20 protein-coding genes are annotated in these 18465 nt (G+C 67.7%); 10 read left to right on the forward strand and 10 right to left on the reverse strand.

What is annotated here, in order from left to right; all coding sequences use genetic code 11:
* Positions 1–19: 19 nt before the first annotated feature.
* From U6115_RS01585 to U6115_RS01605, 5 genes are all read right to left on the reverse strand, one after another.
* Entirely contained in the window at positions 20–559 is a 540-nt protein-coding gene (locus U6115_RS01585) for a hypothetical protein (RefSeq protein WP_043575010.1), read from the reverse strand.
* A gap of 122 nt (positions 560–681) precedes the next feature.
* The gene (locus U6115_RS01590; protein WP_052258039.1) at positions 682–1008 is read right to left on the reverse strand and encodes a glutathione binding-like protein; all 327 of its coding nucleotides are present in this window, start codon (positions 1006–1008) and stop codon (positions 682–684) included.
* 87 nt (positions 1009–1095) lie between these two features.
* Positions 1096–1641, reverse strand: coding sequence for a hypothetical protein (locus tag U6115_RS01595; protein ID WP_043575012.1), 546 nt, complete (start codon positions 1639–1641; stop codon positions 1096–1098).
* 65 nt (positions 1642–1706) lie between these two features.
* Positions 1707–2558: a D-hexose-6-phosphate mutarotase gene (locus tag U6115_RS01600; RefSeq protein WP_080509505.1), complete on the reverse strand. Its 852-nt coding sequence runs from the start codon at positions 2556–2558 to the stop codon at positions 1707–1709.
* Between the two features lie 67 nt (positions 2559–2625).
* Positions 2626–3072: an Mpo1 family 2-hydroxy fatty acid dioxygenase gene (locus U6115_RS01605; protein ID WP_043575016.1), complete on the reverse strand. Its 447-nt coding sequence runs from the start codon at positions 3070–3072 to the stop codon at positions 2626–2628.
* A 107-nt stretch (positions 3073–3179) separates the two neighbouring features.
* Here U6115_RS01605 and hutC point away from each other — a divergent pair, with 107 nt between their 5' ends.
* The 5 genes from hutC to hutH all read left to right on the forward strand — a co-directional run bounded on the left by hutC (position 3180) and on the right by hutH (position 9601).
* A complete protein-coding gene (gene hutC, locus U6115_RS01610; RefSeq protein WP_043575018.1) occupies positions 3180–3896 on the forward strand; it encodes a histidine utilization repressor in 717 nt (238 codons plus the stop codon).
* Positions 3897–4079: 183 nt separating this feature from the next.
* Positions 4080–5321: an imidazolonepropionase gene (gene hutI / locus U6115_RS01615; protein ID WP_043575020.1), complete on the forward strand. Its 1242-nt coding sequence runs from the start codon at positions 4080–4082 to the stop codon at positions 5319–5321.
* A 13-nt stretch (positions 5322–5334) separates the two neighbouring features.
* Positions 5335–6267, forward strand: a complete 933-nt coding sequence (hutG, locus tag U6115_RS01620; RefSeq protein WP_043575022.1) for a formimidoylglutamase — start codon at positions 5335–5337, stop codon at positions 6265–6267.
* Positions 6268–6294: 27 nt separating this feature from the next.
* Positions 6295–7965, forward strand: a complete 1671-nt coding sequence (hutU, locus tag U6115_RS01625) for a urocanate hydratase (protein ID WP_043575025.1) — start codon at positions 6295–6297, stop codon at positions 7963–7965.
* A gap of 103 nt (positions 7966–8068) precedes the next feature.
* Positions 8069–9601: a histidine ammonia-lyase gene (gene hutH, locus U6115_RS01630; RefSeq protein WP_043575027.1), complete on the forward strand. Its 1533-nt coding sequence runs from the start codon at positions 8069–8071 to the stop codon at positions 9599–9601.
* 104 nt (positions 9602–9705) lie between these two features.
* Here the strand turns inward: hutH and U6115_RS01635 are convergent, their stop codons facing one another.
* Positions 9706–10449, reverse strand: coding sequence for a formylglycine-generating enzyme family protein (locus tag U6115_RS01635; RefSeq protein WP_043575187.1), 744 nt, complete (start codon positions 10447–10449; stop codon positions 9706–9708).
* Between the two features lie 297 nt (positions 10450–10746).
* On the opposite strand from U6115_RS01635, the gene bla reads away from it, so the two are divergent.
* Both bla and U6115_RS01645 read left to right on the forward strand, forming a co-directional pair.
* A complete protein-coding gene (gene bla / locus U6115_RS01640) occupies positions 10747–11628 on the forward strand; it encodes a class A beta-lactamase (RefSeq protein WP_043575029.1) in 882 nt (293 codons plus the stop codon).
* A 153-nt stretch (positions 11629–11781) separates the two neighbouring features.
* A complete protein-coding gene (locus U6115_RS01645) occupies positions 11782–12768 on the forward strand; it encodes a hypothetical protein (protein ID WP_043575032.1) in 987 nt (328 codons plus the stop codon).
* Positions 12769–12827: 59 nt separating this feature from the next.
* On the opposite strand, the gene U6115_RS01650 is transcribed toward U6115_RS01645, so the two are convergent.
* From U6115_RS01650 to U6115_RS01660, 3 genes are all read right to left on the reverse strand, one after another.
* The gene (locus tag U6115_RS01650; protein ID WP_043575035.1) at positions 12828–13502 is read right to left on the reverse strand and encodes a BPSS1780 family membrane protein; all 675 of its coding nucleotides are present in this window, start codon (positions 13500–13502) and stop codon (positions 12828–12830) included.
* Positions 13503–13656: 154 nt separating this feature from the next.
* Entirely contained in the window at positions 13657–14850 is a 1194-nt protein-coding gene (locus U6115_RS01655; RefSeq protein WP_043575037.1) for an amino acid aminotransferase, read from the reverse strand.
* A gap of 70 nt (positions 14851–14920) precedes the next feature.
* Positions 14921–15211 (reverse strand): superinfection immunity protein, encoded by a 291-nt coding sequence (locus U6115_RS01660; protein ID WP_043575039.1) that lies wholly within the window; start codon positions 15209–15211, stop codon positions 14921–14923.
* 196 nt (positions 15212–15407) lie between these two features.
* Between U6115_RS01660 and U6115_RS01665 the strand changes: the two genes are divergently transcribed.
* The 3 genes from U6115_RS01665 to U6115_RS01675 are packed head-to-tail and all read left to right on the forward strand — an operon-like array spanning position 15408 to position 17375.
* On the forward strand, positions 15408–15869 hold the full coding sequence (locus U6115_RS01665) for a GNAT family N-acetyltransferase (RefSeq protein ID WP_043575041.1): 462 nt from the start codon (positions 15408–15410) through the stop codon (positions 15867–15869).
* A complete protein-coding gene (locus tag U6115_RS01670) occupies positions 15844–16485 on the forward strand; it encodes an alanyl-tRNA editing protein (protein WP_043575044.1) in 642 nt (213 codons plus the stop codon). The genes U6115_RS01665 and U6115_RS01670 overlap by 26 nt, the downstream gene beginning before the upstream one ends.
* A 2-nt stretch (positions 16486–16487) precedes the next feature.
* A complete protein-coding gene (locus U6115_RS01675; protein WP_043575189.1) occupies positions 16488–17375 on the forward strand; it encodes a DMT family transporter in 888 nt (295 codons plus the stop codon).
* Between the two features lie 58 nt (positions 17376–17433).
* On the opposite strand, the gene U6115_RS01680 is transcribed toward U6115_RS01675, so the two are convergent.
* A complete protein-coding gene (locus U6115_RS01680; protein ID WP_052258042.1) occupies positions 17434–18438 on the reverse strand; it encodes a phage tail protein in 1005 nt (334 codons plus the stop codon).
* Between the last annotated feature and the right edge of the window lie 27 nt (positions 18439–18465).

The following is an 18465-nucleotide window of genomic DNA, read 5'->3' on the forward strand; positions in this document are numbered from 1 at the left end:
ATGTCTCCTGTTCAAATGCTCATTGCCGCGACAGCGGATAGATCACGTAACGCCGGAAGCCGGCCTGGCCGTCGGCCTGCAGGGTGCCGAACAGATACAACGGCGCGCTGCCGGCCGGGGCGCCGGACAGCGTGCAGGCCAGCATTTCGCCGGGCTGCGGCAGGTTCAGGTCCCAGCACTGGCGAATGGCCGGCTGGCCGGACAGAACCGGTTTGAGCTTGGCCATCGCCTCGGCGAGATCCGGCGGCAGCGGCTGGTCGCCGCGGTGCTGGACGGCGAAGCGCAGCGCGTTCTCCGCTTCGGTCTTGTCTTGCAGCGCCAGCACCTGGTCCAGGCGCTGGCGGACCGGCTGGCTGGGCGCGCCGGCCGCTTCGAAGGCGGTGGCGAGCTCGCAGTGGGCGTCGTCGCGGCAGCTTAGCCGCAACTGCAGGCGGTTGCCGGGAGCGCCGATGTTGGCAAGGTAGTCGCCGGCCAGGCCGGCGGCGGGCGCGCTGCCGGCCGGCAGGCTGGCCAGCGCGCAGGGCAGGGACAACAGCAGGGTCATCAAGGGCTTGCGCATGTTTTTCCTTGGCTGTGCGTTTTCGGCCGGGCCGGCCTGGGGCGTCGCCGCAAGGGCGGTGGGAAAAGCATACGCGGCGCGCCGCCACGCGCACAAATGACCGATTCTGTTTGGTTGCTCCGTCACGCCGGCGCCGAATCCGCCTCCGCCCGCAGCGCTTGGCGCACCGCGTCGCGGCCGTCCACCCGCGCGTGGAAAGCGCGCAAGTTCGGCCAGCCGGCCAGGTCGATGGCAAAGCGCGGCAGCCAGTCCAGCACTGTGTACAGATAGGCGTCGGCCACGGAGAACGCGTCGCCCAGCAGGTAGTCGCGCAGCCGCAATACGCTGTCCAGCCAGTCCAGGCGCTGGCTCAACTTGGCCTGGAGCATCGCGCGCGCCGCGCGCGGCGGGTCGGACTGGAACAAGGGGGCGCTGCCGGCGTGGAGCTCGGCGCTGATGAAGTTGAGCATTTCCTGCAGGCGTAGCCGCCGCGGCGCGCGGGTCGGCGTCGCCGCAGGAACTGCTGGCCTGGCTTGCGGCCCCAGCCGCGTGAGCGCTTACTGCTGGCGGTAGATCAGCCGGCCCTCGAACAACAATTCGCTGGGCGTCAGCGTCAGGTTGTTGCCGGGCGCGGCGCGGTCGAAAACGAAGCGCTGGCCCTGGTACTCGATCCAGGCGCAGATCGGCTCGCCCTGGAAGCGGCCCAGCACCTCTTCGGAGCGCACCACCTCGGCGTCGGCCGGCAGGCTCAGCCCTTTGGGCTCTTCGGCCTCGATTTCCCAGTTGTCCTGGTTTTCCGGCTGCGGATCGTGGCGGGTGGCGGAGTTGAGCCAGATGCGGAACATCCACAAGGGCAGCAGCACGCGGTGCACCCGCTTGTCGTCGGTGATGACGCAGGCTACCGGGAAGCGCTGGCGGCACTGCGGGCAGCAGGCTTCGGCGGACAGAAAGATCTTGCCTTGCTTGAGGCTGGCGATGCCTTCCATGTGCTCGGCGCCCACCATGGCGCGGCACTGCGGACAGTGCTTGCCGAAACGGCGCACGCTGTTGCCGTTGGCGAAGGTGAGCGGGAGGAAGCGGGAGATCTTGTCGGGTCGTGCCATTGCTGCGTTGTCCGGGTATGGGCGCCGCCGGCTTGGGCGCGGCGGCAAGCCCTTGATTATAACGCCTAGTCGGCGCGAGAGAAATGCAGGCGGCAGCCCAGCGTGTGGCTGGCGCCGGGGAGCAGCGAGCGGGCGTCTTCGCCGGCGTTGGCGGTTTCCACGCAGACGAAGCGCCGCCAGTCCTCGTCGGGCAGGTCGGCCAGCTGCCGCGCCTTGGCCGGCGCCGGGTTCCACAGCACCGAGGTGGCCGAGCCCTGGCTGTCGATGCGCAGCCGGCGGCGCCAGCCGCTGTCGTCCAGCGTGACGGCCTGGCCGGAGTAGACCACCAGGTCCACTTCGCCGGCGAAGCGGAACGGCTGTTGCGGCAGCGCGACGCGCTCGCCGCTGACCTTGTCGTGCGCCGGCGCGCCCTCCAGGCCGCGCAGCGCGATATTGTCGATGTCGGACACCGCGAAATAGCTGTGCAAGGCGGCGCTGACGGTTTGCGGCTGCGCGCCGTGGTTGCGGCTGACCAGCTCGATGGCGACGCCGTCGGGTCCGATGCGGCAGGCCAGGCTGGCCGTCAGGTCGCCGTGGCGCGGGCCGTCCAGTTTCACGTGGAACACTTCGCCGTCGCGGCTGGCTTCGCGCAGCGTCCACAGCTGCTGGCGCGCCACGCCGTGCGCGCCCTGGCCGGCATCGGACGGGTGCGGGCCGAACCACGGCCAGCACACCGGCACGCCGCCGCGTATCGCCTTGCCAGGCTGGTAAACGGCTTGCGGCGACAGATAGAACAGCGGCGCCTCGCCGTCGCGGCGGTAGTCCAGCAACTGGCCGCCCAGCAGTGACAGCCGGGCGGAGAAGCCGGCGCCGGCCAGCTCGATCAGGCCGACGCCGGGCGCTAGTTCGGCCAGGGACAGCCCTTGCGGATAGATCATGCTGCGCTCCATCGAATGGGGAAGCGCCGATGATAACGCGGACGGCATGACAGGGCGACGATGCCGCTCAATCGCGCGGCAACAGGCCCAGCCTTAGCCACAGCGCGCGCAGCGTCCACAGCGGGCCGATCAGCAAAAAGCGCAGATCCTGCGCGAACGACGGCTTGCGGCCTTCGCGGGCATGGCCGGCGAACTGGCCGGCCCAGGCCAGCGCGAACACCGGCAGCGACACATAGCCCAGCGGCAGGCCCTGGCTCTGGGCGATGGTCAGCAGCAGCAGCGCCAGGCTGCACAGCACCGCCATCACCAGCGCGACCGGGCGCGACAGCCGCCAGTACCAGGCGACGGCGCCCAGCCATAGCAGCCAGGCCCAGGGCAGCGGGCCGGGCAGCGCGATCAGCATGCCGAGCAGCGACAGCGCGATCAGCGGCACGCACAGCTTGTGCATGGCGATATTGAACGGATGGCGGTGGCTGGCGTCGTATTCGGCCAGCCATTGCGGCAATGTCATCATGGCGACGTCTCCTGCTGGGGTGGGCTGCGGCGTTTTCTGCGCTGGATCAGGCGGCGAGGGCGCGGCTCGCGTTACAATCGGCCATCCCGCTCAATTCTGGAACCACGGTGTCAGACTCCCCGCTACCGCGTTATCAGCGCATCAAAGACTATATCCTGTCCGGCATCCGCGACCGCCATTTCCTGCCCGGCTGCAAGATTCCGCCGGAGCTGGAGCTGGCGCGCCAGTTCGGCGTGTCGCGGATGACGGTCAACAAGGCGGTGCGCGATCTGGCCGAGGCCGGCATCCTGCTGCGCTTCGCCGGCGACGGCACTTACGTCGCCGAGCGCAAGGCCGAATCGCCGCTCTTGGACATCAACAACATCGCCGCCGAGATCGAGGCCCGCGGCCACCGCCACAGCGGCCAGGTGATCGTGCTGGAGGCCTTGCCCGCCAGCGAGGAAGTGGCGCTGCGGCTGGGGGTGAAGGCGGGCGCGCGGGTGTTCCATTCCTTGATAGTGCATTGCGAGGACGATGTGGCGATCCAGCTGGAAGATCGCTACATCAATCCGGCTTTCGCGCCGGACTACCTGGCGCAGGATTTCCGCGCGCGCACGCCCAACGACTACCTGATGCAAAGCTGCCCGTTGACCGATATCGAGCATAGCGTGGAAGCGGTGCTGCCCGGCGTGGCCGAGCAGACGCTGCTGGGCATCGCCGCCGGCGAGCCGTGCCTGCTGGTGCTGCGCCGCACCTGGTCGCACAAGAAGCTGGTGAGCTTTGCCCGGCTGACTCACCCCGGCCTGCGCTACAAGTTGCGCTCGCAGACGCGGGTGAAGAAGTAAACGGTATATACAATTAGCTGCTCTTCCCGGATAACAGGGGCTGCCTGCCAGGCGGCCCCTTTTTATTGCCCTGCAACATCAAAAGCTTGTAAACGGCAGACTGGGCGGCGGTTTACACGGCAGGCTTGACAGCCGGTGCTGTCTGGATAATTGTATATACAAATACCGACGCACAGGTTTGCCATGAGCCCCACACCCGCTTCCCGCCCCAGCCTGTGGCTGAACGCCAGGCTGGCCACCATGGATCCGGCGCGCGCCGCGCCTTACGGCTGCCTGGAGCAGCACGCGCTGCTGTTGCGCGACGGCAACATCGAAGCGCTGCTGCCGCAGGCCGAGGTCGACGCCGCCGCGTTCGATGGCGACGTCCACGATCTGCAGGGCCGCTGGATCACGCCGGGCTTCATCGATTGCCACACCCACCTGGTGTACGGCGGCAGCCGCGCCGCCGAGTGGGAAAAGCGGCTGGCCGGCGTGCCTTACCAGCAGATCGCCGCCGAGGGCGGCGGCATCGTCTCCACCGTGCGCGCCACCCGCTGGCTGGACGAGGAGGAGCTGGCGCTGGCCAGCCTGCCGCGGCTGAAGGCGCTGATGGCCGAGGGCGTCACCACGGTGGAGATCAAGTCCGGCTATGGCCTGACCCAGGCCGACGAACTGAAGCAGCTGGCCGCGGCCAGGCGGCTGCAGGATTCGCTGCCGGTGGAAGTGGCGGCCACGCTGCTGGCCGCGCACGCGCTGCCGCCTGAGTACGCCGGCGACGCCGACGGCTACATCGACCTGGTGGTCGAATCCATTCTGCCGGTGGCGGCGCGGGCCGGCCTGGCCGAGGCGGTGGACGTGTTCTGCGAGAGCGTGGGCTTCACACCGGCGCAGACCCGCCGCGTGTTCGAGGCGGCGCGCGCGCATGGCTTGAAGGTGAAGGGCCATGTCGAGCAGCTGTCCAACCTCCACGGCGCGGAGCTGGTGGCCGAATTCGGCGGCCTGTCGGCCGACCACATCGAATACTTGGACGCCGCCGGCGTGGACGCGCTCAAACGCGCCGGCACCGTGGCGGTGCTGCTGCCCGGCGCCTTCTATTTCCTGCGCGAGACGCAGAAACCGCCGGTGGCGCTGCTGCGCGAGGCCGGCGTGCCGATGGCGGTGTCCACCGACCTCAATCCCGGCACCAGCCCGTTCGCCTCGATACGCCTGGCGATGAACCAGGCCTGCGTGCTGTTCGGCCTGAGTCCGGAAGAGGCGCTGGCCGGCGTCACCCGCCACGCGGCGCAGGCGCTGGGACGCGGTGCCAGCCATGGCCGGCTGGCGGCCGGCTATGTGGCGGACCTGCTGGTGTGGGATATCGATCATCCGGCCGAGCTGGCCTACAGCGTCGGCGCGCCGCAACTGAAGCAGCGGGTGTTCCGCGGCGCGGCGCAAAACCTCGAATGAAGCGGGAGCGAGCATGAGCATAGACATGAGCGGCTGGACCGGCCGCATCGACAAGGGCGAGGGCGACGGCGCGCGGCGCTGGCACCAGCTGGTGCAGCCGCTGGCCGAAGGCGCGGCGCCCGGCGTCGCCATCATCGGCTTCGCCTGCGACGAAGGCGTGCGCCGCAACCAGGGCCGCGTCGGGGCGGCGAACGGGCCGCGCGCGCTGCGCAAGGCGCTGGCCAACCTGGCCTACCATCCGACTCTGCCCTTGTACGACGCCGGCGATGTGGTGTGCGACGCCGGCAATCTGGACGCCGCGCAGCGCAAACTGGCGTTGAAGGTGCAGCAGGCGGCGGAAGCCGGCCATCTGCCGCTGGTGCTGGGCGGCGGCCATGAAACCGCCTACGGCCACTGGCTGGGGCTGGCCGACGCCCATCCCGGCAAGCGCATCGGCATCGTCAATTTCGACGCCCACTTCGACCTGCGCCATGCCGACGAGGCCACCAGCGGCACGCCGTTCGCGCAGATCGCCGCCGACTGCGCGCGCCGCGGCCAGCATTTCCGCTACCTGTGCCTGGGCGTGGCCGAAACCGCCAACACCCAGGCGCTGTTCGACACCGCGCGCGCGCTGGGCGCCGAGTGGCGGCTGGACACCGAGATGACCGGCTGGCAGCTGGCCGACATCCGCGGCCAGTTGGCCGAATTCCTCGACAGCGTCGACGCCGTCTACCTGACCATAGACCTGGACGTGCTGCCGGCGGCGCAGATGCCGGCGGTGTCGGCGCCGGCCGGCTACGGCGTCGACATCGCGGTGGTGGAGACGCTGGTCGGCCGGCTGGCCAAGAGCGGCAAGCTGATCGGCGCCGACCTGGTGGAATTCAATCCCGAATACGACATCGACAGCCACGGCGCGAAAGCGGCGGCGCGGCTGGCATGGAGCTTGACCCGTCATTTACGCCGTTGATTGCGCATCACCTGAGGAGAGACAGAGATGACCGACCCCCGCCACGACCCGTCGCGCGTGATCCGAGCGCCGCGCGGCAACCAGCTGACGTGTAAAAGCTGGCTGACCGAAGCCGCCTACCGGATGATCCAGAACAATCTGGACGCCGAAGTGGCCGAGCACCCGCAATCCCTGGTGGTGTACGGCGGCATCGGCCGCGCCGCCCGCAACTGGGAATGCTACGACAAGATCCTGGAAACGCTGCAGAGGCTGGAAGACGACGAAACGCTGCTGGTGCAGTCCGGCAAGCCGGTGGGGGTGTTCAAGACCCACGAAAACGCGCCGCGCGTGCTGATCGCCAACTCCAACCTGGTGCCGCATTGGGCCAACTGGGAGCACTTCAACGAGCTGGATAAGAAGGGCCTGATGATGTACGGCCAGATGACGGCCGGCTCGTGGATCTACATCGGCTCGCAAGGCATCGTGCAAGGAACCTACGAAACCTTCTTCGCCGTCGCCAACCAGCACTTCGGCGGCAAGCCGCAGGGCCGCTGGATTCTGACCGGCGGCTTGGGCGGCATGGGCGGCGCGCAGCCGCTGGCCGCCACCATGGCAGGTTTCAGCATGATCGCCGTCGAATGCGACGAAACCCGCATCGATTTCCGGCTGAAAACCCGTTACGTGGACCGCAAGGCCACCACCTTGGACGAGGCGCTGGCCATTGTCGAGGACGCCAAGCAAAGCGGCAAAGCCGTATCGGTGGGCTTGCTCGGCAACGCCGCCGACGTGTTCGCCGAACTGGTGGCGCGCGGCATCACCCCGGACGTGGTCACCGACCAGACTTCCGCCCACGACCCGGTGCACGGCTACCTGCCGCAAGGCTGGAGCGTGGCCCAGTGGCGCGACAAGCAGAAGACCGCCGCCGCCGAAATCACCGCCGCCGCCAAGAAATCCATGGCGGTGCAAGTGCGCGCGATGCTGACGCTGCAAGCGCGCGGCGCGGCCACGCTGGACTACGGCAACAACATCCGCCAGATGGCGCTGGAAGAGGGCGTGCACAACGCCTTCGACTTCCCCGGCTTCGTCCCGGCCTATGTGCGCCCGCTGTTCTGCGAGGGCATCGGCCCCTTCCGCTGGGTGGCGCTGTCCGGCGATCCGGAAGACATCTACAAGACCGACCAGAAAGTGAAGGAGCTGATCCCGGACGATCCGCACCTGCATAACTGGCTGGACATGGCCAAGGAGCGCATCGCCTTCCAGGGCCTGCCGGCGCGTATCTGCTGGGTGGGCCTGAAAGACCGCGCCCGCCTGGGCCAGGCTTTCAACGAGATGGTGAAGAACGGCGAATTGAAGGCGCCCATCGTCATCGGCCGCGACCATCTGGATTCCGGCTCGGTCGCCTCGCCTAACCGCGAGACGGAATCCATGAAGGACGGCTCCGACGCCGTGTCCGACTGGCCGCTATTGAACGCGCTGCTCAACACCGCCGGCGGCGCCACCTGGGTGTCGCTGCACCACGGCGGCGGCGTGGGCATGGGTTTCTCGCAGCACTCCGGCGTGGTCATTGTCTGCGACGGCAGCGACGCCGCGGCCGAACGGCTGGGCCGCGTGCTGCGCAATGACCCGGGCACCGGCGTGATGCGCCATGCCGACGCCGGCTACGACATCGCGGTGGACTGCGCCAAGGAACAGGGCCTGGACCTGCCGATGCTGAAGTAAGCGCGATGAGGCGGGGAGCCGACAGGTTCTTCCGCCTGTACGCATTGCCGCAATAACGAGATACGCAAGCAATAGAACAAAGAAGCAAGAGAGATTAGAAGCCATGAGCATCCTCAACATCGTACCGGGCCGGCTGACGCTGGCCGACCTGCGCCGCGTTTCACGTGAAACCGGCTTGCAACTGCGGCTGGATCCGTCCAGCCACGCCGGCATCGACGCCTCCGCCGCCACCGTGGCGCGCGTGCTGTCCGAAGGCCGCACCGTCTACGGCATCAACACCGGCTTCGGCCTGCTGGCCAGCACCAAGATCGCCACCGACGAGCTGGAGCTGCTGCAACGCTCCATCGTGCTGTCGCACGCCGCCGGCATCGGCGCGCCGATGGAGGACAGCAGCGTGCGCCTGGTGATGGCGCTGAAGATCAACTCGCTGGCGCGCGGCTTCTCCGGCATCCGCCGCGAGGTGATCGAGGCGCTGGTGACGCTGTTCAACCGCCAGATCTACCCGGTGATCCCGCAGAAGGGTTCGGTTGGCGCCTCCGGCGACCTGGCGCCGCTGTCGCATATGAGCGCGGTGCTGATCGGCGAGGGCGAGGCCTTCGTCGACGGCGTGCGGGTGCCGGGCTCGGTGGCGATGCGCTCCGCCGGCCTCGCGCCTATCACGCTGGCGCCGAAGGAAGGCCTGGCGCTGCTGAACGGCACCCAGGCATCCACCGCCTTCGCGCTGGAAGGCCTGTTCGCCGCCGAGGACCTGTACGTGTCCGCCACCGTGGCCGGCAGCCTGTCGGTGGAAGCGGCACTGGGCAGCCGCACCCCGTTCGACGCCCGCATCCACGAAGTGCGCGGCCACCAGGGCCAGATCGACGCCGCCCGCCTGTACCGCGAACTGCTGGAACACAGCCAGATCGAGCAATCGCATGAAAACTGCGGCAAGGTGCAGGACCCGTACAGCCTGCGCTGCCAGCCGCAGGTGATGGGCGCCTGCCTGACCCAAATCCGCAACGCCGCCGAAGTGCTGCGCGTGGAAGCCAACTCGGTATCCGACAATCCGCTGGTGTTCGCCGACGACAACGACATCCTGTCCGGCGGCAACTTCCACGCCGAGCCGGTGGCCTTCGCCGCCGACAATCTGGCGCTGGCCATCGCCGAAATCGGCTCGCTGTCGGAACGCCGGATGGCGCTGCTGATCGACAGCAATCTGTCCAAGCTGCCGCCCTTCCTGGTCAACAACGGCGGCGTCAATTCCGGCTTCATGATCGCCCAGGTGACCTCCGCCGCGCTGGCCAGCGAAAACAAATCGCTGGCGCACCCGGCCTCGGTGGACAGCCTGCCCACCAGCGCCAACCAGGAAGACCACGTGTCGATGGCTACCTTCGCCGGGCGCCGCCTGAAGGACATGGCCGGCAACACCGCCGGCATCCTGGGCGTCGAGCTGCTGGCCGCCTGCCAGGGCATAGACTTCCGCGCGCCGAACAAATCCAGCGCCAAGCTGGAGGCGGCCAAGGGCATGCTGCGCGAGCAGGTGCCGTTCTACGACAAGGACCGTTATTTCGCGCCGGACATCGAGAAAGCCGCGGCGCTGGTGGCCAGCGGCCGTTTCAACGGCCTGATCGACGGCGCGGCGTTGCCGTCCTTGTGAGGCGTAGCGCGCGTCACCCGCAAGGGCTGCGCGCCGTCAGATGGCGAATCGCGAGGGCAGGCCGGGAGGCTTGCCCTTTTGCATGGATGGCGCGCGCCGAATCCTCAGCGCGCGACGCGGAAACCTATGTAATTGACGCGGAAATCCGCGTCTATCCAGTTGTAGGTGTCGACGCCCACCGCCTTGGCATCATATGACCAAGCGCCGCCCCGATACAGGTAGGCCATGCAGGTTTGGTTGTCCTCGCCTCGCCTGGAGCGGATCGGCACGCAGGTGGACACCCATTCGCTGACATTGCCCACCATGTCGTACAGGCCGAAGCGGTTGGGCGCGAACGATGCGACCGGCGCGGTCTTTTTGCCATCCCAGCGGCTGCCGCAGCCATCGCAATTGGCGCGGTTTTTCCCCAGCTTGGCGCCCCAGGCGAAGCGGGCGCGGGAGCCCGCCGCCGCCGCGTATTCCCATTCCTCGGATGTCGGCAGGCGATAGCGCTGCCCGGTTTTCTGGCTGAGCCAGTCGACGTAGCGTTGCGCGTCTTTCCAGCTGACGTGGATGACCGGACGATCACCGCGTCCCCAGCCCTCGTCGTAGGGGTAGTTGCACGGGCCGCCGGCTTGGCAGGGCGGCTGATTCGGCCGGGTTTGGTATGCCCAGCCGGTATCAGGCTCCTGGCAGCCGCCTTCCTCGACGCAGGCATCCCACTGCGCGAAGGTGACGGCGGTGGCCGCCAGTTGAAACGACGCGATCTGCAGGGTTTGCCGCGCGTATTTTTCCGGGGCGCAGACGCGTCCTTCTTTCCATCCCGGGCAGGCGTCGGTGCGCCATTCTCCCGCGGGGATGTCGATCATTTTGGGCAAAATGTCCGCCATGGCCGGGGCATGGAATCCGCAAAGGGCGAGAAGGCCGGCGAACAGGACAGGGTGGCGTGGTTTCATGGCTGACAGCGGGTATGGAATCGGCGCATTGTAACCGGTGTGGTGATCGAAGAAATCTTGGGCGTGGCCTGGCGGCGGTGTGTCGGCGTCATGGCGAGGCCATGCCGCAGAACTTCCGGCGCGCGCTGGCGGTCTATGCCGCTTGGCCGGGCGCGGCGACGCTCATCGCCGCGCCGCGCTGTCCGTTTAACCGCTTTTTTGGCAGATACCATGTCACATCCGATACCGCGCCGCCTGTTCCTGCTGTCCGCCGCCTTGCTGCCTTTCGCCAGCCTGGCCGCTCCCGCCATCGCCGACCGCCGCGCCAGCGCCGCCGCGCGGCTGGCCGCCCTGGAGGCCGATTTCGGCGGCCGTCTGGGCGTGTGCGCGCTGGATACCGCCAGCGGGGCCGAGCTGGGCCACCGCGCCGGCGAGCGCTTTCCGTTTTGCAGCACTTTCAAGGCGATGCTGGTTGGCGCGGTGCTGGCGCGTTCGGCCAAGCAGCCGGGTTTGCTTGCTGAGCGCATCCACTATGCCCGGCGTGATTTGGTGGAGTACTCGCCGCGCACCGAGCCGCATCTGGCCGACGGCATGACGGTGGCGGAGCTGTGCGCCGCCGCGGTGCAGTACAGCGACAATAGCGCCGCCAACTTCCTGCTGAAGTTGCTGGGCGGCCCGGCCGCGCTGACTGCCTACATGCGCTCGATCGGCGACGAGAGCTTCTTGCTGGAACGCTGGGAGCCGGAGTTGAACCGCGCGGTTCCCGGCGAGGCGCGCGACACCTCCACGCCGCAGGCGATGGCGCAAAGTTTGCGGCGGCTGGCGCTGGGCGACGCGCTGGCGCCGAATGCGCAGCGGCAGTTGGTGGAATGGCTGCGCGGCAACACCACCGGCGCCGAAAAGATCCGCGCCGGCGTGCCGGCCGGCTGGGTGGTGGGCGACAAGACCGGCAACGGCCGCTACGGCAGCAGCAACGATATCGCGGTGCTGTGGCCGCCTGGCCGCGCGCCGGTGGTGCTGACGGTGTTCACCACCCAGACGCGGGAGGACGCCAAGCAACGCCATCAGGTGGTGGCGGCGGCGGCGCGCATCGCGGCCGACTGGCTGGCCTGAATGGCTTGGCGGCCGGATTGACGAGGGCGGGGTTTCCCGCCCTTTTTTCGTCGGCATTGCCGGCGGCTATCGCCGCGATCCTGAAATCCAATTGGCATTTTCTGCATCGAAAAAGCAAAGTGAAGTGCCTGGATGACGGATTGGAGACGCGTGATGATGCAAGAGCTGTTGTCCCCGCTGCTGGCGTATTCCGGCAGCTATCGCGACGGTTTGTCCAACCATTTGCCGATGGAGCTGCAGGCGCTGGCGGAATTGGGCGCGGACGAGGGGCGTCTGCGCCGGCTGGCGGCGCGTCATGGCCATCTCGAACGTCTGCGGGACGACGGCCGAGATATCGCCGACAGCCGCGGCTGGCTGAGCGACCCCGCCAGCGAGGCGGCATGGCGCAGACGCCTGGCCTGGGAGAGGCGGCAGGGCGAGTGGCTGCGGCATTGGGCCGGCCGCCTGCAACTGGCGCTGGCCGCGCCGGCCGGGGCGTCGTTCCATGGCCTGATCCGGCTGGCGTACGCGTGGCGGAGCGGGGTGGAAGAGGAGATCGACGCCGCGCTGGCATACGCGCTGTCGCACTGGCGGCTGCTGGATTTGCCGGGACGGTCGCCGGCGATGCAGACGCTGCCCGAGCTGCTGGCCGATTGGACCGCTTCGCCCATCCTGTTGCCGCCGCAGGGCGGCCTGATTTCTGACGACATCGAACGCGCGCTGGCCCTGCCGGCGCTGTCCGCCCGCCTGCCGCCCGGCTTGCTGGGCAGCGCGCGCGAACAGCGCCGCCATTGCCGTCTGCTGTTCCTGGCCACCCGCGATCTGGATGCCCTGCATCTGATCACCGCCTGGGAGGCGGCGCTGAGCCTGGCGCGCGCGCAGGGGCTGGCCGAGGTGGCCGATGGCACGGCGTTGCAGATGCAGGCGGCGCTGATCGGGGTATTCGTCTATTGCGGCTGCCCGGCGCTGGCGGCGCGGCCGCCGCAGCCGCGACGCGACGCCGCGGCCATCCGCCGCCTGGCGCTGGACTTGTCGGACCCGCATGGCGTCAAGCTGGCGCTCAGCAGCTTGCGCCTGGCGGGACTGGAAGGCGACGCGGCCTGGCTTGGGCTGGCGGAGGAGGTTGCCAGTCTGGGCTGGCGGGCCGCCACGCCGGTGTAGCCTGGGGCGGAAATGAAAAACGGCAGCGCGAGGCTGCCGTTTTTCGTGGCCGCTGGGGCTCAGCGGAGGTCGACGTCGCCGGCGAAAATGTCGCGCCAGGCCATGAACAGCGAAATGTAGACCACCGGGATCAGCACCAGCAGCGCCAGCCCCAGCGTGAAGACGCTGAGCATGGCCAGCAGCAGGATGGCCAGGAAATAGACCAGCAGCGGGCCCCAGTTTCTTTGCACGCCGCCGACGCTCAGGCGCAGCGCCGGCCACAGCGTGGCTTGGCTGAAGGTGATCAGCGGGACGATGAACATGCAGGCGATGCTGAACAGCCACAGCAGCACCTCGCCGAATACCAGCAACTGGTGCCGCGCGCCGCTGGATTCGACGATATGCTCGGCGATCAGTCCGCCGGCGAGGGTGATGGGCAGCAGCAGCAGGCAGTAGCCGGCCAGCGGCTGCAGGCGCTGTTGCCAGCCCAGAAACAGGTCGGACACCTTAATGGTTTCGCCGCGGCGCTGCTTGGCGGTGGCCAGCAGATAGCCGGCGGTGAACAGCGGGGCGGAGACGCCCAGCAGCACCTGGCCCGCCAGCGGCAGCATCGACAACAGCAGCGTGATCGCCAGGTAGGCGATGCCCATCAGCACCCAGGCCAGCTTTTGCTGGCGAAACAGCTGGTAGCCGTCTGCGATCCAGCGCCAGCCCTGGCGGGCCTCGACTGCGCGTATGTGTATGGCGGATTCCATTTCTCGCTCCAAAAGGGGGCCGTTGGCGGCCAGGAAGGGCCGGCCGCAAGGCGGTTGGCGGAATATTCTATCTGAATGCGGGCGCGGGCCGCAGCCGGCCATGCCCGGATGGGAGGCGGGCCGCCGCCGAAAGCCGCGGCCCGTTGTCGAGGCTTTACTGCACTTTGGCGAAGGATTCGGCCACGTAAGGCGCGTTGGCGGTGTTGAGGCCGGCCACGCACATGCGGCCGCTGCCCACCAGGTAGACGCCGAATTGCTCGCGCAGCTTGTCCACCTGGGCCTGGCTGAAGCCGGTGTAGCTGAACATGCCGCGCTGATCCTTCAGGTACTCGAAGTCGCGCTGCGGCAGCGCTTCCTTCAGCACCTGAACCAATACGCCGCGCATCGCCTGGATGCGTTCGCGCATTTCATTCACTTCCGCCACCCACAGCGCCTTCAGTTCCGGCGAATTCAGCACGGCGGCGATCACCTTGGCGCCGTGCGTCGGCGGGCTGGAGTAGTTGCGGCGCACGGTGGCCTTCAACTGGCCGGCCACCAGCGCCGCCTCGGCGGCGTCGTCGCACACCACCGACAGGCCGCCGCAGCGTTCGCCATACAGCGAGAAGATCTTGGAGAAGGAGTTGCTGACCAGGCAGGCCACGCCGGCGTCCGCCATCGCGCGGATGGCGTAGGCGTCTTGCTCCAGATCGGCGCCGAAGCCCTGGTAGGCGATGTCCAGGAACGGAATCAACTGGCGTTCCTTGGCCACGGCCACCACCTGGTCCCACTGCGCGTCGCTGAGGTCGGCGCCGGTGGGATTGTGGCAACACGGGTGCAGCAGCACGACGCTCTTGGCCGGCAGCGTCTGCAGCTTGGCCAGCATGGCCGGGAAGTCCACGCCGCGGGTGGCCGGGTCGAAGTAGGGATAGCGTTCCACCGTGAAGCCGGCGCCTTCGAAGATGGCGACGTGGTTGTCCCAGGTCGGGTCGCTGACCCAGACATGGGACGCCGGGAAGTAGCGCTTGAGGAAGTCGGCGCCCACTTTCAGCGCGCCGGAGCCGCCCAGCGTCTGCAGCGTGGCGATGCGGCCGCTCTGCACCGCCGGATGCTCGGCGCCGAACAGCAGGGTCTGGATGGCGGCGCGGTAGGGGGCCAGGCCGTCCATCGGCAGATAGGTGCATGGCGGTTGCGGCTGGCTGGCCAACAGCGCCTCGGCTTGTTCCACCGCCTTCAGGCGCGGGATGCGGCCGGCTTCGTCGTAATACAAGCCGATGCTGAGGTTGACCTTCTGTTGGCGCGGGTCTTTGCCGAAGGCTTCCACCAGCGACAGGATGGGGTCGCCGGCGTAGGCGTCTACATGTTGGAACACGAGTCTTCTCCTCTTGGTTGGCGGCGCCCGCGCTATCGTGTGGCGGGTCGCCGCGGATGCGGCGCGGCGCTCAGGCCAGGTCGTCGCGTTTCAGCGCCAGGCCCATCGCGATGATCCATGGCAGAATCAGCCAGCCGCCCAGCACATTGATCAGCGCCACCTTCTTCAGGCGCGGGCTTTTCACCAGCGCGGCGGTGATGGCGGGCAACAGGTAGGCGCCGCTCATCACCAGCGCGTCGCCCAGATACAGGGCGGCGTCGACCAGTTGCGGCTGCTGGCGCCAGCTGCCGTAGCACCACAGCGCGATCGCCAGCAGCAGCAGCGCGAACAGCAGGTTTCTCAGCAGGGTCAGTGGCTTCATGGCGGCGGCGGCGGAATGGCAAACCGATATCCTGCGAGTTTTTACTCTGGCTGGCAACGGCTAGTTGCAAACAATTCGGCAATGAAATGCCATAAAACATTGGCCGTCTGGCAGTTGTGACTTGTTTGCATGCCAAATGCTTGTTTCGGCCCATGCGATTGTTTAGGCTGTGATTTTTCCGACCGGGAGCAACGCGATGGCGTGGGAAGTGGATACCTGTCCGGAGCGGCTGGATCGCGACATGATCCACCGCTATCTGGCGCAGGAGTCGTATTGGGCGCGAAGCCTGCCGCGCGAGGTGCTCGAGCGCTCGCTGGCGCACTCGCTGTGCTTCGGCGTTTACGCCGCCGACGGCGCGCAGATCGGTTTCGCCCGGGTGGTGACCGACCGCGCCACCTTCGCCTATCTGGCCGATGTGTTCGTGCTGGACGCCTGGCGGGGCCGGGGCGTGGGCAAGCAACTGGTGGGCGCGGCGCTGGCGCATCCCGATCTGCAAGGCCTGCGCCGCATGATGCTGGCCACCGCCGACGCGCATGGCCTGTACGCGCAATACGGCTTTGCCGCGTTGTCGCGGCCGGAACGGCTGATGGAGAAGCTGGACCAGGACGTATACCTGAGGAAGGCGGCGGGCGGTGACGCGCAAGCAGTTCTGGAGTGATCCCTACCAGGCCGAACTCGCCACCCGCGTCAGCCGCGTCGACGGCGCGCGGGTCTGGCTGGAAGAAACCATTTTCTACGCTTTCTCCGGTGGCCAGGAGAGCGACAGCGGCAGCATAGGCGGCCATCCGGTGCGGCTGGCGGAAAAGCAGGGCGCGGACATCGCCTACACGCTGGACGCCGGCCACGGTTTGCAAGCCGGCGACGCGGTGGCGGTGGCGATAGACTGGCCGCGCCGCTACCGGCTGATGCGGCTGCATTTCGCCGCCGAGCTGGTATTGGAAGTGATTTGCCGCGCGGTGGCGGGCGTGGCGAAGATAGGTGCGCACATCGCCGCGGACAAGGCGCGGATAGATTTCGCGCTGGATCAGCCCATCACGCCTTGGCTGGCGGGCATCGCTGCCGCCGCGCAAGCGTTGATCGACGACGATTTGCCCATCAACAGCGCTTTTTCCGACGAAGCGGCCGGGCGCCGCTACTGGGAGCTGCCCGGCTTCGCCCGCGTGCCTTGCGGCGGCACCCACCTCAAACGCAGCGGCGAGGTGGGGCGGATCGCGCTCAAGCGCCGCAACGTCGGCAAGGGCAAGGAGCGGGTGGAAATCTATTTACTGGACTAATGATGCTGTATGACCTTGCCGCGGTCGGCGCCGCCGGCTGCTGGGCGCTGGGCGCCATGCTCGGCGCCACGCCGTCCCGCCATTTCGGCCCCTTCGCCTTCACCCGGCTGCGCTTGACGCTGCTGACGGTTTTGCTCGGCGGCTACAGCCTGCTGTCCGGCGGCTGGTACACGCTCAGCGCCGCCAGCCTGTGGCCGGCGCTGTTGTCCGGGTTGACTGGCATCTTTCTGGGCGACACGGTGATGTTCGCCTCGATGAACCGCCTGGGCCCGCGCCGCACCGGCTTGTTGTTCGCCACCCATTCGGTGTTTTCGGTGTTGCTGGGCGTGTTGTTTCTGTCAGAGCGCTTGAGCGCGGGCGCGCTGCTGGGCAGCGTGCTGGTATTTGGCGGGGTGCTGCTGGCGGTGGCCTTCGGCCGCCGCGAGGTGGACGCCCATGCCTGGGAGCGCAACGACAAGCTGGCCGCCGGCGTCGCCTTGGGACTGGCCGCCGCGCTATGCCAGGCGCTGGGCACCTTCTTCGCCAAGCCGGCGATGGCGGCCGGCCTGGAGCCGGTGACCGCGTCGGCGCTGCGGATGGGCGTCAGCTGCGGCGCGCACTATCTGCTGTGGCTCAGCGGCTGGAAACTGGCGAAGAGCCGCGGGCCGTACACGCCGCGCATGCTGGGCCAGACCGCGCTGAACGGCCTGGTGGCGCTGGGCCTGGGCATGACGCTGATCATGCTGGCCTTGCAGCGCGCCGATGTCGCCACCGTGGGGATCTTGTCGGCGCTGAGCCCGGTGTTGATCCTGCCGATGCTGTGGGTGGCGCTGAAACGGCCGCCGCCGCCGCTGGCCTGGCTGGGCGCGGCGGTCAGCTGCGCCGGCACCGCGCTGGTGGTGCTGCGTTGAACGATGAAAAACCGCGCCGGCAGGCGCGGTTTCACGTGGAACATCGCGGATGTCCGCCTCAGCACTTGATGCAGGCGAGTAGGGCGACGTTGCGGGGGCGGGTTTCGCTTGCTGCGTTCAAAGTTATATAAGTTTGAATGGCGTTATTCGGATTGCCATCATGAGAAACAGGCGTGATTTGAGGTAGAGTTTGATTACCAGGAAATGCGCCAACCCCACCCGATGGTGCGGTTGGGCCGTTATTTTTGTAGCCGTAAATATAGTTCCAATTATCTCCGTATGGACTATTGATAAGACCTGCGTGTTTGTGATCTCTAATGCCCTCGGTTTGTGATGTGCCAAAATTTCTATTGGTATCTACCCCACGGCCATTGTCCCAGCCCCGGATGAATTCGCCGCATAGGTTGGGCAATGCGAATGTCGTCGAGCCATCGCCATTTCCATAAAGGCCGCCAATGGCGGCGAACAGCGCCGGGTAGTCCTTGCGCGAAACTGCCCGCCCGTCGGCGATCAGCCAGCCGGCGGGTGCGTCTTTCATCGCGAAATAGGCCACCATGCCGGCTGGCGCGGCGGCGTTGACCTGAGTCGAGGTTGCGCCGTCAGCAATCCCGTAGCCAGCCAGCGTGGTGGCCTTGTCCGCCTTGCCGGCCAGCAGCTTGGCGATGCTGGCGGCGAAGTTCTGATCGTTGCCCAATGCCGCCGCCAGCTCCTGCAGGGTATTGAGCGCGCCGGGCGCGCCGGCCACCACGCCGTCGATGGCGGACTTCAGATCGGTTTTGCTGGCGCCGTCGGCGATGCCGTAGCCGGCCAGCGTGGTGGGCCGTTGCGCGCCGCCCCAGGCGATGCTTTGTACCGCTTGCAGCAGCTGGTCCTGGCGCGCGGGGTCGGTCTTCTGGCCATTGCTCTGGATGACAGTCAGCAATTCCTGCTGGGTGGCCTGCATGGCGGACTGCATGCCATTGAGCCAGTCAGCGGCGACCACAGTGCCGAGTTCTCCGGTGGTCGGGTTGCCGTCGTGGAACAGGCCGTCGGCGCTGTGGATGGGTTTGAATGGATCTTGCATGGAAAGCGCCTTCCGTTTGATGAGAAG

Origin of the sequence: Chromobacterium subtsugae, from assembly GCF_035919665.1 — a bacterium.
In the GTDB taxonomy this organism is placed as follows: Bacteria; Pseudomonadota; Gammaproteobacteria; order Burkholderiales; family Chromobacteriaceae; genus Chromobacterium; species Chromobacterium subtsugae.

Excerpts from the sequence above, each read along its gene's own strand:
- hutH (WP_043575027.1), top strand. The coding sequence starts at position 8,069 with ATGAGCATCCTCAACATCGTACCGGGCCGGCTGACGCTGGCCGACCTG.
- U6115_RS01605 (WP_043575016.1), bottom strand. The coding sequence starts at position 3,072 with ATGATGACATTGCCGCAATGGCTGGCCGAATACGACGCCAGCCACCGC.
- U6115_RS01650 (WP_043575035.1), bottom strand. The coding sequence starts at position 13,502 with ATGGAATCCGCCATACACATACGCGCAGTCGAGGCCCGCCAGGGCTGG.
- hutI (WP_043575020.1), top strand. The coding sequence starts at position 4,080 with ATGAGCCCCACACCCGCTTCCCGCCCCAGCCTGTGGCTGAACGCCAGG.
- U6115_RS01635 (WP_043575187.1), bottom strand. The coding sequence starts at position 10,449 with ATGATCGACATCCCCGCGGGAGAATGGCGCACCGACGCCTGCCCGGGA.
- U6115_RS01595 (WP_043575012.1), bottom strand. The coding sequence starts at position 1,641 with ATGGCACGACCCGACAAGATCTCCCGCTTCCTCCCGCTCACCTTCGCC.
- U6115_RS01660 (WP_043575039.1), bottom strand. The coding sequence starts at position 15,211 with ATGAAGCCACTGACCCTGCTGAGAAACCTGCTGTTCGCGCTGCTGCTG.
- U6115_RS01675 (WP_043575189.1), top strand. The coding sequence starts at position 16,488 with ATGCTGTATGACCTTGCCGCGGTCGGCGCCGCCGGCTGCTGGGCGCTG.
- hutG (WP_043575022.1), top strand. The coding sequence starts at position 5,335 with ATGAGCATAGACATGAGCGGCTGGACCGGCCGCATCGACAAGGGCGAG.
- U6115_RS01585 (WP_043575010.1), bottom strand. The coding sequence starts at position 559 with ATGCGCAAGCCCTTGATGACCCTGCTGTTGTCCCTGCCCTGCGCGCTG.
- hutU (WP_043575025.1), top strand. The coding sequence starts at position 6,295 with ATGACCGACCCCCGCCACGACCCGTCGCGCGTGATCCGAGCGCCGCGC.
- U6115_RS01665 (WP_043575041.1), top strand. The coding sequence starts at position 15,408 with ATGGCGTGGGAAGTGGATACCTGTCCGGAGCGGCTGGATCGCGACATG.
- U6115_RS01600 (WP_080509505.1), bottom strand. The coding sequence starts at position 2,558 with ATGATCTATCCGCAAGGGCTGTCCCTGGCCGAACTAGCGCCCGGCGTC.
- bla (WP_043575029.1), top strand. The coding sequence starts at position 10,747 with ATGTCACATCCGATACCGCGCCGCCTGTTCCTGCTGTCCGCCGCCTTG.
- U6115_RS01645 (WP_043575032.1), top strand. The coding sequence starts at position 11,782 with ATGATGCAAGAGCTGTTGTCCCCGCTGCTGGCGTATTCCGGCAGCTAT.
- U6115_RS01680 (WP_052258042.1), bottom strand. The coding sequence starts at position 18,438 with ATGCAAGATCCATTCAAACCCATCCACAGCGCCGACGGCCTGTTCCAC.
- U6115_RS01590 (WP_052258039.1), bottom strand. The coding sequence starts at position 1,008 with ATGCTCAACTTCATCAGCGCCGAGCTCCACGCCGGCAGCGCCCCCTTG.